Annotated in this window: 10 protein-coding genes; 5 read left to right on the forward strand and 5 right to left on the reverse strand. The window is 40.5% G+C overall.

All coding sequences use genetic code 11. The features are described 5' to 3' along the window. The first annotated feature begins 2 nt into the window (after positions 1–2). Both RM545_RS03070 and RM545_RS03075 read left to right on the forward strand, forming a co-directional pair. Complete coding sequence (locus tag RM545_RS03070; RefSeq protein WP_311493847.1) at positions 3–1,469, forward strand: RagB/SusD family nutrient uptake outer membrane protein; 1,467 nt, start codon at positions 3–5, stop codon at positions 1,467–1,469. Positions 1,470–1,571: 102 nt separating this feature from the next. Further along, complete coding sequence (locus RM545_RS03075; RefSeq protein ID WP_311493848.1) at positions 1,572–3,383, forward strand: glycoside hydrolase family 2 protein; 1,812 nt, start codon at positions 1,572–1,574, stop codon at positions 3,381–3,383. A gap of 118 nt (positions 3,384–3,501) precedes the next feature. Here RM545_RS03075 and RM545_RS03080 read toward each other — a convergent pair whose 3' ends face one another. From RM545_RS03080 to RM545_RS03095, 4 genes are read right to left on the reverse strand one after another with little or no spacing between them, the layout of a single operon-like run. Continuing rightward, the gene (locus RM545_RS03080; protein ID WP_311493849.1) at positions 3,502–4,734 is read right to left on the reverse strand and encodes a redoxin family protein; all 1,233 of its coding nucleotides are present in this window, start codon (positions 4,732–4,734) and stop codon (positions 3,502–3,504) included. 45 nt (positions 4,735–4,779) lie between these two features. After that, positions 4,780–5,535: a ThuA domain-containing protein gene (locus tag RM545_RS03085; RefSeq protein ID WP_311493850.1), complete on the reverse strand. Its 756-nt coding sequence runs from the start codon at positions 5,533–5,535 to the stop codon at positions 4,780–4,782. 27 nt (positions 5,536–5,562) lie between these two features. Next, positions 5,563–6,906, reverse strand: a complete 1,344-nt coding sequence (locus RM545_RS03090; RefSeq protein ID WP_311493851.1) for a glucuronyl esterase domain-containing protein — start codon at positions 6,904–6,906, stop codon at positions 5,563–5,565. Then, positions 6,899–9,430, reverse strand: coding sequence for a glycoside hydrolase family 9 protein (locus RM545_RS03095; RefSeq protein ID WP_311493852.1), 2,532 nt, complete (start codon positions 9,428–9,430; stop codon positions 6,899–6,901). The genes RM545_RS03090 and RM545_RS03095 overlap by 8 nt, the downstream gene beginning before the upstream one ends. Before the next feature lie 1,173 nt (positions 9,431–10,603). On the opposite strand from RM545_RS03095, the gene RM545_RS03100 reads away from it, so the two are divergent. Continuing rightward, positions 10,604–11,770 (forward strand): hypothetical protein, encoded by a 1,167-nt coding sequence (locus RM545_RS03100; RefSeq protein ID WP_311493853.1) that lies wholly within the window; start codon positions 10,604–10,606, stop codon positions 11,768–11,770. A gap of 72 nt (positions 11,771–11,842) precedes the next feature. Here the strand turns inward: RM545_RS03100 and RM545_RS03105 are convergent, their stop codons facing one another. Further along, the gene (locus tag RM545_RS03105) at positions 11,843–12,988 is read right to left on the reverse strand and encodes an MFS transporter (protein ID WP_311493854.1); all 1,146 of its coding nucleotides are present in this window, start codon (positions 12,986–12,988) and stop codon (positions 11,843–11,845) included. 762 nt (positions 12,989–13,750) lie between these two features. Here RM545_RS03105 and RM545_RS03110 point away from each other — a divergent pair. Further along, entirely contained in the window at positions 13,751–14,215 is a 465-nt protein-coding gene (locus RM545_RS03110; protein ID WP_311493855.1) for a (2Fe-2S)-binding protein, read from the forward strand. A 25-nt stretch (positions 14,216–14,240) separates the two neighbouring features. Next, positions 14,241–16,517 (forward strand): xanthine dehydrogenase family protein molybdopterin-binding subunit, encoded by a 2,277-nt coding sequence (locus RM545_RS03115; protein ID WP_311493856.1) that lies wholly within the window; start codon positions 14,241–14,243, stop codon positions 16,515–16,517. The last annotated feature ends 11 nt before the right edge of the window (positions 16,518–16,528 follow it).

Genomic DNA, 16,528 nt, shown 5'->3' on the forward strand with positions numbered 1-16,528 from the left:
TTATGAAAAAAACAAAAATTTTATTAATGACCTTTATTACACTGTTTGTTATAAACGGATGTGATGAAGAAGATTTTGAACTAAGCAACCCGAGTGGTCTTTCACCTGAAACCTTTTTTAGGACTGAAGCTCAGGTTCAGTCTTCAGTAAATGCTATATATGCTAATTTGCAGACCATAGGCTTATATACAAGGCTTTACTTTTTTGAAATGGATAATATGTCTCACGAAAATGCGGGGAATCCTCAATTAGAAGCCGATAAAAGAGCCTTTCTCGAATTTTCCTTTGATGCCAGCCATCCGCCGATTAGCTGGTATTGGGAATCCTGTTACAGAGGAATTAACAAGGCAAACTTCGTAATTAATAATGAAGAAAGGATTAATGCTATTCCATCTTCACTTTTGAGCGATGAAAAAAAGGATAAATTTATTGGGGAGGCGAAGTATATGAGGGCTTTTTACTATTTCTTATTGGTAACGCGTTTTGGTGATGTTCCTTTAATTACAACTATTCCTGAAGGCGCATCAGGCTTTCCCCGAAGTCCTGAAGAGGAGGTGTGGAATCAAATTACTGCAGATTTAAATGATGCGAGCCAATCATTACTTCCTAAAGAAGCCACCGAAAATGGTAGGGCTACCCAAGGGGCTGCTTATGCTCTTCTAGGTAAGGCTCATCTGTACAGAGAACAGTACCAGGAGGCTCTGAACGCTTTTGATAATATTTACGGTGAATATTCTTTGGAAGATGATTATTTTGCCAATTTCAGGGAAGAGGATGAGTTTGGACCGGAATCAATCTTTGAAGTTCAGTTTGATGATGATTTAGGCAATTCTGCAGTTTGGAATTCCAATGTGTCAGGCGCAGATGCAAATGAAGTTACCTTCCGTGGCCAGGAGTATGGTTTCAATGACTGGTTTAACGTTTATCCTTCAGACATGCTTCTTGATGAATACGAAGAGGGTGATATCAGGTATGACGAAACCTTTTATTTCGTTGGAGATACCTTTGCAGGAGGTCTTATAGAATCTCTTCCTAATGACAGAAGAGCAGCCTGGAGGAAGTATCAGAATTATTATAAAGATGTTAACGAAGATCAGGCTTCCGGTATAAACATGAAGGTTATTCGCTATGCTGATGTTCTTTTAATGATGGCTGAAGCTGAAAATGCTTTAGGTAATCAAGCAGAAGCTATTGGTTATATTAACGAGGTAAGAGAAAGAGCAGAGTTAGATCCTCTTCCTACGGGTCTTTCTCAGCAGGAAGTATTTGATGCTATTGTTCACGAAAGGTATGTAGAATTAGCTGGTGAACAGACACGTTTTCCTGACCTTGTAAGGTGGGGGCTAGCAGGTGATGTGCTTAGTCAATTCGGATTTCAGGAAGGAAAGAACGAACTGTGGCCTATACCCAATAATGAGATTGCCGCAAATGAGAGTATTAGTCAGGAAGATCAGAATCCTGGATATTAATTCTTTTTCGATTTTAAACTTAAAAGCCCTTTCATTAAATTGGAGGGGCTTTTTTAATACTAGCCAAATGATAAATAAATCCTCAAAATAATTATGAATCAAATGAAATCTATAAAATTTTTTGTTTTATTTCTTATTGCTGCAATTTACTCCTTTCCGGTTTTTTCTCAAACGCTTATTCAAAATGTGGAAAACAGGGAGAAAATGAGCCTTAATGGAAGGTGGAACTACATTATAGATCCTTATCAAATGGGTTACCTGGATTACAGGCAGGAGCCTTTTGATGAAAGTCCGTCGGGTAAGGGTGGTTTCTTTGAAAATTTGAATGACGACAACGCCAAGGGACGTATAGAATATAATTTTGACCTTTCACCCACTCTGACGGTACCGGGCGATTGGAATTCTCAGGAGGAGAATCTGGAATTATACGAAGGCACCTTGTGGTACAAAAGAGACTTTACAATTTCTCCGGAAATGAATAACAGGTATTTTGTTCATTTTGGTGCAGTGAATTATGAAGCACATGTTTACCTGAATGGTGAAAAACTGGGAGTTCATAAAGGAGGTTTTACGCCCTTTCAGTTTGAAGTTACAGAGAACCTGAAAGACGGGGAAAATTTTCTGGTTGTTATGGTGAATAATACCAGGAAACAAGATGAAGTCCCCACCGTGAATACCGACTGGTGGAACTATGGCGGAATTACAAGGGATGTGAATCTAATAATTACTCCTAAAACTTTTATTTCTGATTATAAGGTGCAGTTGGCCGATAATAACATGGATCTTATTAATGGTTATGTGCAGCTAGACGGTGTCTCGGGAAAGAGCACTGTTCTGGTTAAAATTCCTGAACTTGGAATAAATGAATCGTTTAATACAGATGCGTCCGGAAAAGTTAATTTTAAAATTCCCGTTAGCAATGTTAAGTATTGGACTCCAACCGATCCGGTCCTCTACAGAGTTGATATTTCTTCAGAAAATGAAAGTGTTAGAGACGATATTGGTTTCAGGACCATTAAAACTCAGGGTAGAAATATCTTGCTAAATGAGAAGTCAGTATTTCTTAAAGGAATTTCGATTCATGATGAGAATCCGTTAGTTGAAGGTAGGTTAAGGACAGAAGGAGATATGAGAATGATGCTGGAGTGGGCTAAGGAACTTGGTTGCAACTTTGTTCGTTTAGCACATTATACCCATAACGAGAAGATGATACGCCTTGCAGATGAGATGGGATTAATGGTCTGGGCAGAAATTCCTGTTTACTGGACAATTTCCTGGGAGAATGAAGCAACTTATCAAAACGCCGAAAATCAATTATTAGCGGCAATTGAACGTGACAAGAACAGGGCGAGTGTCATCATTTGGTCTGTTGGAAATGAAACGCCTGTTACAGAGGCGAGAAACAAATTTATGGGTAATCTGGTATCCAAAGTCAGGAGTTTGGATGATACGCGGCTTGTGGCGGCAGCGCTGGAAGTAGAACGGGAAGGTTACACGGTAACAGTTGATGATCCTCTGGGCGCGAAGCTGGACCTGGCAAGTTTTAACGAGTATGGAGGCTGGTACTGGGACGAGCCTGGAGAATTGTCCAAATATACCTTCGATATTCATTTTGACAAACCTGTAGTTATAACCGAATTTGGAGGAGGAGCTTTGGCAGGTTTTCACGGTGATAAAAACACCATGTGGAGCGAGGAGCACCAGGAATTTATTTATGAAGAACAGTTGAAAATGTTGAATAAAATTGATGGTTTAAGAGGTATGACTCCGTGGATATTGGTTGATTTTAAATCCCCGAGAAGGCAGCACCCTGTCTATCAGAATTTCTGGAATAGGAAAGGATTAATTTCTGAAACCGGGGAAAAGAAGAAGGCTTATTTTGTGCTTCAGGATTATTACGAAAGTCTGGAATAAATTATAAGAATATGAAAAAACCGGGATGTGTTAAACTCCCGGTTTTTAATATCTTAATATATCTGCGCTAGCAAATATCAGAATTTGTTTATCTATTTGTTTAAAGGCTGTTTTGTAATTAGTAGACTCTTCCCATCATAGGATGCTCTACAATGGTCTTCTTTAACTCGAGAAAATCTACTTCTCCCTGATAACTCCATACCACATTTCCTCCCGGTTCTATAAGCATAGTGTAGGGTAAGGCCCCGTTCCATTCCGGATCAATCGCTTCTATTATGGCATATTTATCATCATTAACAGCAATGTGATTTCCTACAGCCGAATTGGTGCTTTCCAGAAAATCAAGTGCACTCTCCTTCTTTGAAAGTTTATCTGCAGAAATTGATACGAATTCAAAATCTTTGGCACCAAACATCCGCTGAATAGTAACAAATTCAGGATATTCTATTCTACATGGAGCACACCACGTTGCCCAGACATTAATTAACCGGAGTTTATCGCTATCATTCTTAATTAGTTCTTTCAGCTCATTTGTAGAGCTTTCTTGCAATGTCACCTCTTTCTCTGCCCATTCAGCATCTATTTTTTCACGATTCTTTGTTTTCCATCCCCACTTTGTGGAACAGCCAAAGGTTTTTGTAACAGGTTCTTCCAATTCTTCATTAGCCAGGATTTTATCGAGTGCATTTCGCAAGTCTTCTCCATTCTTGGTACCGGGTTTTTCTGTGTCGTCTATACGGCCCACATACTGTAAAGTACGCTGCTCATCAAAAACAAAAGTATGAGGAGTCGCCGCTGGGCCATAGGCCAGGGACACCTCTTGGTTGTCACCGTCATACAGGTAAGGAAAATTGAAATTTTTATCTTTATCCCTTATAATCATATCTTCGTACGTGTCTCCCAGGTCTGAATATCCCAATTCTTCTGGTAATAGCCCCAACGGGCTGTTAGGAGAGATTGCCACAACCTGAACACTTTTATCTTTATAATCACTTGTAATAGATTTTATCCTTTCTTCATAAGCCTGGGCTGTAGGGCAATGGTTGCAGGTAAAAATAACCGCTAAGACTTTAGCGGAATCGTATTCGGAAAGGGAATGATACTTTCCGTCCGTTCCCGGTAATCTGAAATTGGGTGCTTTACTGCCTATTTCCAGCGTTTTCACCTCCTGCTCCGGTACTTTTACAGGATTAGAAGAAAATGCAAACGTATCTACTACTTGCGCCTGTTCATTTTCGTCTGTACTTTCATTGGAATTTTTAGTGTCAGATTTGCATTGGGCAAATACAGCCACCACCAGTACGATTAGCGAGCACTTCAACAGTAGGTAGGATAAATAATTTCTTTTCATGGTAAAAATTAGATTAATTTCTTTATTTCTGAATTTGATCAGCAACTATTTTTTAATTCCGTTTCCTGTGGCAGCCCAGTAGATACCGCCGTACAGGTGATGTAAAAACCACGGATCTTTATAAATTTCTGCGATATGGCCTAATCCTGTATAAAAAGACCTCCCGTTGTCAAAGTACTGATACCAGGATATTGGATGGTCACCCATTCCTTTGCCGATTTTCTCACCCCATTGAACCTCAGGATCGTAAGATTCTTCATCTACGCTAAGCAGGATGTTTAGATTTTTAGAGTACTCTTCCGGAAGAAATTCATACCACTCATCAGTCCATAGAAACCTTTTCGGAAAAATTTCCATTCCGGGAAAGTTGGTATCCACAACATCTACCATAGCAGATTGCTCCAGGGGGTGTATATGGAACATTTTCCCTACAAGCTGGTTGTACCACGGCCAGTCGTACTCTGTATCTGAGGCACTGTGAACGCCCACAAAACCTTTACCCGACTGGATAAACCTTTTAAATGCTGCCTGTTGCTCTTCATTAAGAATATCTTCTGTAGTGTTCAGGAAAATTATAACATCAAATTGTTCAAGAAAATCATCGTTAAACCTGGTGGCATCTTCATGCCATTGCATATCAAAACTATGCCGTTCAGCCATAGCTCGCATTGCTGTTACTCCTTCGTTAATGGATTTATGATGCCATCCGGCAGTTTTGGTGAAAAGCAGGACATTAAACTGGTTTTGAGCAGATGTCTGCATGGCAAAAAGTAGTACAAAAAGGATAAATAAGTTTTTCACGTTTTTATTTTTAGTGGTTTAATATAGTTAATCTTCTTCAGTTGCAAGATATTTACTTGCAAATTCAATAAAGTACGGCCAGTTTGGAACCACAGTATGGCCACCTCTGTGTTCACGAAAGGCAATTTGGCCATCCAGCAAAGCTTCATGTTCCAAAGGATATTCGGTAGTTCCCATTCCATCTTTTTCCAGCAGTTCGTAAACAGGGGCAGCGTGTACGCCGCCAAGAAACATTCCTTTTGCATCTATCCATTTTCCTTCTACTTCCGGATCTCCGGAACTGATAAAAACCGGTCTCGGCGCAGCCATTGCTATTAGTTGGTGTGCGTCTACCGGCAGGTCATTTGGCGTTAGAGGTCCTGCATATTTAATAAAGTTAGGGACAAACCAATGATATTCAGCTGAAGAGGCGAGATTTTCTACCTGCTCACCATATTCCCGTCTCAAAATCTTTGTTCCGCCTGCTCCGGAAGAGCCTATAAATCCAATGGCGAAACGAGGGTCATAGGCAAAAGTAACAATGGCAGCTTTCCCATATCGTGAAAGACCTTCTATTCCCACACGATTTTCATCCACAGCGGGATCTGTTTCAAAATAATCCAGAGCTCTGCTGGCTCCCCATGCCCAGGCTCGCAGCGCTCCCCAGTCGTCCACTTCTCTTGGTTGCCCTTTATTTACAAGACCGATAATTCCCTCACGTAAACCGGCACCATTGTCTGCCTGGAAACTGGTGGGGATTAGGACGGCATAGCCCCATCCCTTCTCCAGTAATTGTTCCTGCCAGGGCTCACCTTTCTGCTCAGGTCTGGGTATATGTGAAGGCCAGTTCCAGCCGAGTTCCATTATCACAGGAACAGGCTGCTTTGCTTTTGCAGGAGTGGTAAGGCTTAATTCGATTTCTACTGTGATTTCCGGATATGCAGAGTTATCTACATGTCCAAGCAGGTTTTTTTGAATTGCCGGATATTCTCCAATTATAGTATCCTTTGTACTAATTACTTCCCAGGTAACTTCTGGAACGTTTTCAGGAACCCGACCATAAATTTCACGATCAAAATGTTCCTTAATTTCTGCTTTTCGTTTTTCCCAATCCTCAGCAGATTCTACTGTGGAACCATTATCAAATACGAGGGGATCTGGTAAGCTTGTATAGGGCGAGGCTTTAGATTCATCAGAATTTGCAGCATTGGGAGCCTCAGGGTTCCCTGAGGGGCCTGGTCGTAATTCTTCAATTCCCAGTTTTTCCATCATTAACTGGTGGTCTTCATTACTTAACCTGTTAATACTGTCTCTGTCTTTTTGGGAGAATTGTCCAATTGCCTGGAAAGAAATGACCAGTGTAATCACTAAGGTGTAAAAGTTTTTATTCATTTAGTAAAAAATTTACAGCGTTTACAAGATAGATATAAGATGAACCTACGTTTACTACATATTCATTCTCTCCCCACAGGAAAGGCCAGTCTTCCCTGTTTTCAGGAAAATCAGGTTTCAAAATAAGAACTCCGGGAACCACACCTCCTGCAATAAATGAAAAATCTGCCCGGTTCATTCCATATGCTACTTTTTTGGACCTGGTTCCGACTCCCGAAACGAAGGATATAGAAGAATCGGGATGTGTACCATAAATATAATTTAAGCCTTTAAATACATATTCCCTGTCAATAAGATCTGGGAATGCTTTGTGAAGCAGATAATTATTCATTGCGAACTCTACTACCTGGCCATTTCCTGCCCAGCCGCCACGTCCAATAGGTACTCCAAACGGATTTTCCTCGTAGTATGCATCCAGCTCGGTCTGATAAGCTCTGGTTCTTTCCCGTAGTTTTTGTCTGAAAGAATTGTTCATATAAGGAAGCACCCTGGTAACACGTCCGGCATGAGAAGCGAAATCAGCATCTATTACCGGCCACATTGCTGCAATGCGGCCCGCATATTTTTGATCTTTTGTTGCAATTAAAAGTTCTACGGCGGCTTTTAACTCTTCATCTTCCAGTGTGCCGCCTGTGGTATTCCCATGATGAAAAAGATCCGGTTCATTGGCCTGTTCTTCCTCCCATACCTTTTGCGCCGTATTGAGTGATTCCTGGGCGAGAGAGTCATTATAGCCTTTTAATACCCTGCTGGCAGCGGCGAGAGCCGCTATAGATCCATAATTTAACGGAGTAGATTTACTGGTAAATGCCCATCGGTCATCAAATTTCCCGCTTCTATAACCATCAGATTCAAGAGAATCCATGCTTTGGTCATATATAAGATTATCTGTCATTGTCAATCCGTCGCCCAGGTGTGTGTATTGAGAAATGTCCGGAACTATAATTCCGGGAATAGCGTGTCCCACTGCCCTGTGTTGGGCGATAAGTGCTAAAGTTCCATGTTCAACTTGCTGAAGTATATCCGGTTTTCCGTCAGGATTATGAATATCAACGTATTTCGCATCATAATCAACCAATGTCTGATCACGCTGAAGGTTAAAATCTTCAAAAGCATGTGCCAGATTCAAAACTACATGGTATTGTGTTTGTGTCCTGATATCATAATCTCCGGCATCGTACCAGCCTCCAATATTCAGTCCGGGTATATGTTCACCCGGTTCATATTGTGTATCTGTCGTTGGTCCCTGTGCATAAAGATCAAAGTGCTCGTGATCTACAGGTGCCTGTAAGGCATCATCCAGATGGGAAGCGCCATGCCAAACGCGGTAAGCCTCATTAATTAGCATGTGGTCCATTTGTACGGGAAAATAAATATCATTGGTAGGATGCCAAGCATCTTCATAAATATTCTCACCTATTCTAAAGGGAGCAGTGGTTTCTTCGCCATAACTAATTACATAGGTGCCCGGCTCTCTTACTTCAGAAAAATCATAGTGAAAATAATTATATCGGGTATATTGTCCCCATTTAGAAAGTTCTCCTGTTTGCACATCAATCTTTTCACCTTCTTCGGAAATTTTCTGAAGAGTGGCACTTTGTTCAGGAATAGCATTTTTATCCAGTTCAATTACAGCCACTTTTTGCTGATTTGGATGGTAACCAACCTGCGAATGTGCAATGACAGGCCTGCGGGTCCAGCCGGGAATAGCGTTTGCTGAAATAAACCACTCCAGGACTTTTCCTGTTTCACCTTCCGGAATAAGACTTCTCACCACAAACCAACCGTTCTGGGCCTTATCCCTTCCGTCGTGTAACATTAATTCTGCATCTTCTGAAGTTATGGTCACCCTACGCTCGGGATCTTCCGGTGCCAGTACAAGTTTTTGGCCTGTAGCCATAGGTTTTGGTGAAGTATAACCGGTATTGTCCTGTTGCATATCACTGCTTGGATACAACGGAAAAATGTCGGCATTCCCGTCCATATAATAGGTTTTTTCCCAGTAAGCTGAAGGAATAAACTCTAAATTTAAACCGGCTTTGCCGACCAGTGCTTCAGGTACGGCTTCCTCCAGGTGCACACTAAGAAGAACACCATCACCTTTCGCCTCTGCGCGAACCATATACTTAAAATTGTAGTCGGGGTACTCCTGGTAAGTATCTATTCGGGCGTTTGCCTGATCTACTTTCCTTTCAGAAAAAGTAGGGATAGCATCCCATTGTTCGGGGGTGGCATGCAGGCGTACATCCCCATTGGTGGCTGTACGATCCCCGTGATGTATAATTTCTATACCGCTAATTTTGGAATCACTGAATAAACCATTGTACCAGTTGCTAAAGGCCAGGATATTAACACCTGGCACCTCAAAATATTCCTCTTCATTTAATTCCATATCAGCATCTTGTGCCAAAAGTGGAGAGATTAATAGTAGGAAGAAAATGAACATTATCTTTTTGCCTGGCTCATGCTCGCTGTTGTGGGTTCTGCAGTGCTTTTCCCGGTAAGCAGGGTAATCATTTTTCATTGTAAGATTTTATTATTTGAGTGCTTTTAAATGGGGTAAATTATATGGGATTCACAAGTTAATAAATGTATTTTAATAATTTAACAATTTTCTGAATCTGCTGCACCTGTAGCATCTTATAGGTTGTTCTTTTAATTGCGAACAAGAACAATTGAGAAAATTCTACAAAGAAGAAGAGAAAAAAATCTGATTATCTAAAAATTGCTATTATAGTTTATAGTTAATGCGTACCCTTTTGGTATAAATAATAGAGTCCGATGCCAATTAGAAATGCTGTAATATGTGCAATTGTAGTTATTAGAGGTAAGAAAATGAAATAGTATAAAATGCCAAAAAATATTATTATGAAATGGATAATAGGAAAGGTCTTGACAGTGGTATGTAGATAAGAAATATTTCTTCCAAAAAACAGCAAATTATATCCTGCAAGCGAACACCAAACTATAGATACTCCAACAACATTAAGAGCAAACCATAGAAGCATCTGAACCAAAAATGAAGTTATCATTACCAAATACCAGGTATGTCGATTTCTCTTTATTTTACTTCTTAACATAAAATGAGGAAGCACAGTAATAAGTATAAGCAGGTAATTAATAACACAATCCTTTAATGAACCTTCATAAGTAAAACCATCTGTGAGAGTCTGCAAGATATTATCCATACAACATAAATTTTAATCTATAGTAAAACTGGTTTAAACCTTATATTTTGATGTGAAAACAAATGGCTTTGAAAAAACGAAATTTAAGCCAATTTAATAGATTTTCAGTTTTGTATCATCGGTTATAGCAAATAGCGGGTTTTACCGAAAAAGTGTAATTTAGAAAACCGGGAAAACAAAAGGTTAAGCCGACAAAGTTGCCTCTCTATTCCCGCTACTTGTCTATCGTACCCGATATGGTACTATTACGTATAAATTTTCCTTAGGGAAGCAGGGAAGTACAATAATTGCCATTTTGGAAGGATGATCCATTTCATTATTCTCCAGATAATTTTAATCCTTGTCTGCACATTTTTGGGCAGTTCTCACTTTTAGAGCTTAATAATTTAAAGCTGGTTTCTGAGATAGTTGGGACATTATTCAGAATCGAAAGCTATTACACATAGGCATTTTTTATTACATTTATTTTTTCAGGCCAACAATAGCCGCAAAAGCTTTTTATTTAATATATGTATAAAATTCCCACCCTCCTCGTTCTTATCCTCGTGTACAGCAGTAATTTATATTCGCAACAGGTTTGGAAAGACGACTGCAATTATAATACAGAAGATATTCCCTGGACTACGCAGCATGGAGACGGAGAAGTAAAGACAAGACTAATTGTTAAAGACGGCTTTATCCGGTTTGTCGTAGATGCTTCAGCAGAACCTCATAATGTATGGTGGGCAACGGTTTCGAGGCCTGTTTCTTTTCCTCCTAAGGATACGGAAGATTATTCTGAAGAAAAGCTTTGGATCGAGGCCAAAGTAAAGCCCAGCCATGCTACTAGAAGGATTAATATGCGGTTGTACAACCAGCGCACCCGGGATCACCATGCATTTCTTAAAGAATTTGATTTAGAAGATACGCTAAACTGGCATACCATCCGGTTTTCTCCCCAAGGGCTCCGTTATCTGCCGGGCGATGAGTTGCGGTGCCATTTTGCACTTATAGATTGGGGCAATCGGGAATTTCATCTTGATATAAAGGAGGTGAAAGTCTTTTTTGAGGATGCGGAAAATAAACCTGAAGAAAGTGAAAATGCACTGGAGTACCATCCCCAACCTCAAAAATTGGCAAATTTGAGCCATCAGCTAAAAGTTAAAGAAGATGCTACCGTAGATGTGCTGTTTCCTGAAGAATCCCTGGCAGGATGGGGGCAGCAGGAAAATGGTGAAATAAAGCAGTTAATTAGTGTGTCGCATCACCTAATCCCTGTCTTGAGGTGGGACTTTTCAAATTTTAAAGATCATAAGGTTAAAGAGTGGGGGCTTTTAAGGCTTAAAGTGCATTCCAGCAACCAGGTCCCTTCTCCTACACATGAATATGGAAGAATAAGAATAATGGAAATAAAAGGAGGCAGGGAAGACTGGAATTATGAAACGGTTACTTTTAACGATCTCACCGGAAATTTGCCGCTTTGGGAGGTTTTCAATGAGCAGATGGTTATAGATATGGATATGCCGAAAACAGGGGAAGAATTTTTAGAAATACCAATATCACCTGTAGTCCTGCAAAGGCTAATAGATGGAACAACAAAGGGTTTGGCTGTTTTTCCATTAGGGAGCATACAGACTTCTTTTTATGCTAAGGCCTATAACGGCGGAGAAAATGCAGCTACGTTAAACTTTAACTAGATAAAACTCAGAAGGTAGATTTCTCTATCAACTGTTACTTTTCCAATTGAGTTGCTTTTCGATAATCTTTGCTCAAACCTGCTCCTGTTGCTGCTGGCGAAAAAAGAGTTGCGATACAGGAATTAGCATTAATCCCGTAATTATAAAAAGGATAAAAGATAACTTCAGGCTAAAGGCATTTGCCAGATAGCCAATTAGGGGAGGGCCCAGCAACATCCCTACAATTCCATAGGTCGCGATTATAGAAACTGCCATGCCCGCGGAATACTTTGAAGAGGTGCCTGCCAAAGTAAAAACCATTGGAATAATAGCTGCCACGCCAAGACCAACCATACTAAATCCGATTAAAGCCGGCCAGAAATATGGAAAAATTACTACCATTAAAATCCCGCATGCAATAAGGGTGGCACTAAAAATAAAGGTTTTCTCCATGCCAATTTTATCAATAATAATATCTGAAAAGAACCTGGAAAGTGCCATAAAAACCATAAAAATAAAGTAGCCAAGTGTAAAAATATCTTCTCCAATTACTTCTTTAAAATAAACACCACTCCAGTCAAACATACCACCTTCACAAAGCGCCGCGAAGAAGACCAACAGTCCCAGGTATAAAATAAATTTATCTGGTTTTCCAAGTTTTAGTTTGTTGCCCTGCGGTGCACGGTCGTTTGTGAGTAAAAATCTGTAGGCGGCAATTGCAGCAATAAAAGTTACAACAGCTACCATTGCCAGGTGCTCCGGCATTGGGACGTTGAACTTAAGCATTAGGGTAGAAAAACCAACACCGGTAAGTCCGCCGGTACTCCAGAGTCCGTGGAAAGATCCGTTAATTTTCTTTCCGTAGTTTTTCTGAAGGGTGATCGCCTGGGTGTTCATGGAAATATTCAGGATTCTCATACAAAACGAAAACAAAAAAACGGAAACGATCAATAACAGGAGACTGTCCGAATATCCAATCCCTATAAGCGCAACCGAAAAAAACAAAATAGAAGCCAGCAAAGGAGGGCGGCTGTTAAAGCGGGAAACCAGCCAGCCCGAAATTGGCAATCCAATAAGGGAGCTTACCGGCATGGTTAGCAACAGGTTACCAAGTTCGGCTTCGTTGAGGTTAAAAGAGGATTTAATTGTGGGAATACGGGAAGCCCAGGTTGAAAAACAAACGCCCGCGAAAAAAAAATAAATACTCAGTGCTATGCGCTGCTTCCTTTTGGTTTCCATGCTCAACTTAAAAAGATGCAAATATCCGTGGTAATTTTGAAATTGGAAAGGTAAAGGAACGTTATTTTTCTTAAGGAAAATCTAATTCTCCGGAAGAAAAAGAAGCCTGCAAAATCAGAGGACTGAAAGTGAGCATAAATAGCGTTTTCCAGAATTAATTTTACTTTGCACCTTAAGAATGCCATTTTTCACCTTCTGCTTTTAATTCATATTTCAAATCGGTACCCAATAAAGAAGATGTTTAAGGAATAACTGATGCTTATTTTAATAGAAGGTCGAAAATATGCTTTTTTGAGGGTCGGATTTAGAAGGATATTTTCCTTAAATGACCATGAAGGGAAGTTTTCAGGGACAAAACGTTGTTTTGAACTTATTTAAAGACTCAAAAGTCTCATAAAGTATAGAGTTTATCATTTTTTAGTCTTGTTTACCACTTTTAAATCATCAAAAATGCAGAATTTAGCGTAAAGTGAAATCTAAAAGTCTCTTTCAGCCAACATTTGCTTACAAATAATCTCTTTTGCTTGAAAATTGCCTTTTTTTAATCACCATAGATAAGTAAATTTTAAACCGGACAATAATGGCATAACCAGAAGTGAGAAATGCTTATTCTTACCTGTTAATCCTAAATTATTTAAAGTAATCCGGACAATATCCTGATAACGCTCGTGCGTCTTAAACGTCTATTTTGTCGGAATTTAACTATTCATAATATTTTTTTTCATACTTTAATGAACTTCAACTAAAATAAAAAATTGAACCATGGCGCAATTTGATGTAAATATAAATGGGAAAAACCTCTCGGTAGATGTAGATCCCGATACTCCGCTACTTTGGGTTTTAAGAGATCATTTAAAATTAGTGGGAACAAAGTACGGTTGTGGAATTGCGCAATGTGGTGCGTGTACTGTACACTTAAATGGTAATGCGGTTAGATCCTGCCAGCTTCCTGTTTCATCGATCAAGGAGAATAAGATAACCACGATTGAAGGACTTTCTGAAGAAGGAGATCATCCTGTACAAAAGGCATGGCTGGAACACGATGTGCCCCAATGTGGCTATTGCCAGGCAGGCCAGATCATGTCTGCCGCTTCCCTGCTCAACAGTAACCCCAGTCCCAGTGATGCTGAAATAGAAAATGCCATGAACGGCAATATTTGCCGCTGCGGCACCTACACCAGAATAAAAGCTGCCATTAAAACAGCTTCAAATTCTCAGATCGCATAATGTCATTTAATCAAATCCGAAAGAAATGAGTAAAGTAAAAACAGGAATGGGCAGAAGATCATTCATTAAGAATGTTTCTCTTGCCGGTGGAGGATTACTAATCGGTTTTAACTGGCTGGCATGTAAACGTGCGGCAGAGGAAAGCGGAAAGGAAATGGCTCTGGAAATGCCAGAGGAGTGGTTCGAAATAAATGGTTATCTAAAAATCGGTGATAATGGAGTGGTGACAATATATTCTCCTAATCCGGAAATAGGCCAGAATGTAAAAACTGCTATGCCAATGCTTGTTGCAGAGGAACTGGATGTAGATTGGAGCAACGTGATTGTAGAACAGGCACCATTAAACACAGATATTTTCTCCAGGCAAATTGCAGGAGGAAGCCAGTCTATTCGGCAAAGTTGGGAGCCGTTAAGAATGGCAGGAGCTACAGCGAGACAAATGTTGCTCATCGCTGCGGCAAAGGAATGGGATGTTCCGCTTTCTGAACTTACTGTGGAAAACGGAATTATAACACATTCAGGCAGCGACAGATCTATAGGCTATGGAGAAATTGCCAAATTTGCCGCAAAGGTAGAAGTGCCTGAAGAAGTAGTGCTTAAAGAAAATAATAATTTTAAAATCATAGGCACCTCACGAAAAAATGTGGATGCTAAAAAGATAGTAACAGGTCAGCCCTTATTTGGTCTTGATGTCAACCGGGATGATATGCTTATTGCCATGATCGTTCAACCGCCTGCTTTCGGATTACGATTTAAATCCATGGATGCAGATGACGCCAGGAAAATGCCGGGGATAAAGGATGTTTTTACCATAGACACTTATCCCGACGATATGGAAAAGGAATGGAGCGACGTTGCTGCTTTTTCAAAACTCGTAGTGGTAGTAGGTGAATCTACATGGCAGGTGATGAAAGCTAAAAAAGCCTTAAAGGTAGAATGGGACCTGAAACCGGAGCTGACAGAAGAGATTGTAATTCTTGAAAAATCTCCTGCCTTGAGGGATACTCTCGGACTCGAAAATTCTGAAACTCATGAGTCCTTAATGGCAAATATCGGTCCTGAAGAATCTCAAATGGTAAGGAAGGATGGCGATCCCGAGGCAGCTTTTAAGAATGCAGCACGTGTAATCGAGCGCTCCTACAGCTGCCCTTTTCTTGCACACAATTGTATGGAGCCAATGAATTTCTTTGCCAACGTCACCAATGGGAAAGCAGAATTGCTGGGGCCTATCCAAACCCCGGAGTTTGCAGAAAAGAGTGTTAGTAAACGATTAGGACTGGACCTTGAAAATATAGATATACAAATGACCCGCATGGGTGGCGGTTTTGGCCGCCGGCTTTATGGAAATTTTCTTGTAGAAGCCGCTGTTATTTCTGATAAAATCGGGGCACCTGTGAAACTCGTGTATACACGGGAGGACGATATGACCAATGGTGTTTATCGACCGGCTTACCAGGTGACCTACAGGGCTGCCCTGGATGGCAACAATAATCTTACTGCCTTCCATGTAAATGCAGGGGGTGTAGGTGAAAGTCCGCTTTTTGCTAATCGTTTTCCGGCGGGGGCTGTAGATAATTACCTGGCGGAAAGCTGGACCATAGACTCCCATATTTCCATAGGAGCCTTTAGAGCACCCAGGTCCAATTTTATTGCCGGAGCAGAACAATCCTTTCTGGATGAATTAGCTGAAGAAATGGGTAAGGATCCTATTCAGTTTCGTCTCGATATGCTTGAACGTGCAGGTACAGACCCTGTGGGAGAAAATAATGATTATGATCCGGCCCGTTATGCAGGGGTGCTGGAAGTGGTAAGAGACAAATCGGGTTGGAACACTGCAAGTACGGCCTCAGGCAGAGGTGTTGCTGCATATTACTGCCATAATTCTTATGTAGCCCAGGTTCTGGAAATGGATCTGGAAGATAATCAACCCGTCATAGATAAAGTTACCTGTGTGGTAGATTGCGGAATTGTGGTCAATCCCGATGCAGCAATAAATATGGTTGAAGGGGGGACGATAGACGGGATTGGACATGCACTTTATAGCGAGTTGACGTTTAAAGACGGGGTAAGCCAACAGAGTAATTTTGATTCTTACAGGCTCATTCGCCATCGTGAAGCTCCAAAGAAAATTGATGTACATTTTATAGAGAATGGCATGGATCCTACAGGCCTTGGAGAACCTCCGTTTCCTCCAGTGCAGGGAGCTCTGGCAAATGCATTGTACAGGGCAACCGGGAAAAGAATTTATAAACAACCATTCCTGCCTGAGATAAAAGCTGAAAGCCGGGAAATTAAAACTTGAGAGATTGCTTT

This window comes from Autumnicola lenta (genome assembly GCF_031846515.1).
Lineage (GTDB): Bacteria > Bacteroidota > Bacteroidia > Flavobacteriales > Flavobacteriaceae > Autumnicola > Autumnicola lenta.

Coding starts and splice junctions, on each gene's coding strand:
- RM545_RS03070 (WP_311493847.1), top strand. CDS start 3: ATGAAAAAAACAAAAATTTTATTAATGACCTTTATTACACTGTTTGTT.
- RM545_RS03075 (WP_311493848.1), top strand. CDS start 1,572: ATGAAATCTATAAAATTTTTTGTTTTATTTCTTATTGCTGCAATTTAC.
- RM545_RS03080 (WP_311493849.1), bottom strand. CDS start 4,734: ATGAAAAGAAATTATTTATCCTACCTACTGTTGAAGTGCTCGCTAATC.
- RM545_RS03090 (WP_311493851.1), bottom strand. CDS start 6,906: ATGAATAAAAACTTTTACACCTTAGTGATTACACTGGTCATTTCTTTC.
- RM545_RS03095 (WP_311493852.1), bottom strand. CDS start 9,430: ATGAAAAATGATTACCCTGCTTACCGGGAAAAGCACTGCAGAACCCAC.
- RM545_RS03100 (WP_311493853.1), top strand. CDS start 10,604: ATGTATAAAATTCCCACCCTCCTCGTTCTTATCCTCGTGTACAGCAGT.
- RM545_RS03105 (WP_311493854.1), bottom strand. CDS start 12,988: ATGGAAACCAAAAGGAAGCAGCGCATAGCACTGAGTATTTATTTTTTT.
- RM545_RS03110 (WP_311493855.1), top strand. CDS start 13,751: ATGGCGCAATTTGATGTAAATATAAATGGGAAAAACCTCTCGGTAGAT.
- RM545_RS03115 (WP_311493856.1), top strand. CDS start 14,241: ATGAGTAAAGTAAAAACAGGAATGGGCAGAAGATCATTCATTAAGAAT.